At 64.8% G+C, this 1,362-nt stretch carries 1 protein-coding gene; it reads right to left on the bottom strand.

Annotation, left to right across the window (positions count from 1 at the left end):
• Positions 1 to 56 precede the first annotated feature (56 nt).
• Entirely contained in the window at positions 57 to 1,247 is a 1,191-nt protein-coding gene (locus I2E13_RS10855; RefSeq protein ID WP_117648577.1) for an IS256 family transposase, read from the bottom strand.
• Positions 1,248 to 1,362: the final 115 nt, after the last annotated feature.

Genomic DNA, 1,362 nt, shown 5'->3' with positions numbered 1-1,362 from the left:
GGTACCGTCAAGATTCTTTCGCAAATTGATCGAGGCGGCCTCGGCCCCGCCTTGCTCTAGCCCTCCGCCTTCTTGCTCAGCTCGTCCATCTCCTCCAGCTTCGACATGTCCAGGTACCTCCTCTTGCCCCATTCGTGCTCCACGATGTACTTCAGCCTCGCCGTCACCAGCATCAGGGCCGAGTTGCCGTCCGGGAAGGTCCCTACGACTCTCGTCCTCCGCCTGATCTCGCGGTTGATGCGCTCGATACCGTTATTGGTCCGGATTCTGCGCCAGTGCTCCGGCGGGAAGTCCGTGTAGGCGAGAGTCTCGGAGAAGCCGTCGCGCACCGTCCTCGCGGCCGCGCCGAGCCTCATCCCGTCCAGCTCGTCCGCCACCTCCGCCGCCTTCCTCGAGCACGCCTCGCGCGATTCCTGCGCGTGAATCGCCTTCAGCATGCGCGCCACGGCCTTCCTCCTGGTCACGGGCACCCTTCCCAACACGTTTCGGTAGAAGTGGACCGTGCAGCGCTGGTAGCGTGCCCCGGGGAACACCTCCTCGAGCGCACCGAGCATCCCCGCGCACTTGTCGCCGGTGACGAGCCGCACGCCGGAGAGCCCGCGCCCCCTGAGCCACGAGAAGAACTCGCGCCACGAGTCCGCCGACTCGGTGTAGCCCTCCGCGCAGCCGATGACCTCCCGGTCGCCGGTGGAGTTGACGCCGATGGCCACCAGAACGGCCACGTTCTCGTAGGACCCTCCCCAGCTGCGCTTGAGGTAGATGCCGTCGACGAAAACGTAAGGGTAATCGCCCTCGAGCGGCCTCTGGCGCCAGGCCTCGATGGACGCGAACGCCTTCTCGTTGAGGTTGGAGACGGTGCCGGAGGACACGGGCGCTCCCCAGAGGAGTTCGGAGACGTCCTCGATTCTCCTGGTCGAGACGCCCGCGAGGTACATCTCGACGATGGCCTCCTCGACCGAAGTCTCGCGCCTGCGGTAGCGCTCGATAACGGCCGTCTGGAAGGTCGCGCCGCGCAGCTTCGGCACGTTGAGCTCGACCTCTCCTGCCCCGGTGACGAGCTTTCTCGCGTAGTGGCCGCTGCGGTATGCCTCCCGGCCTGCCGTCCTCTCGTAGCGCCCGGCCCCTACGAGCTCGGACGCCTCCTCGTCGAGCAGCGCGTTGAGCGTCTCCTCGACGGTCTTCCTCACCAGATTCTTTATGTCCTTGCGCAGCGACTCCTCGTCGACTGTTACGATGTTCGCAGACACGGCCCGTGCCCCTTTCGTCGTTGATTTGTTGTTTAGCCGCTAGAAATCATATGACGGGGCGCGGGCCGTGTTCCGCTATGCGGTTGTCAATTTGCGAAAGAAATTATGCGTCACC

Source organism: Collinsella aerofaciens (genome assembly GCF_015554145.1).
GTDB lineage: Bacteria > Actinomycetota > Coriobacteriia > Coriobacteriales > Coriobacteriaceae > Collinsella > Collinsella aerofaciens_AA.
Note: the sequence above shows the minus strand (reverse complement) of the source record. Positions and strands in the feature narration are given on the sequence as shown.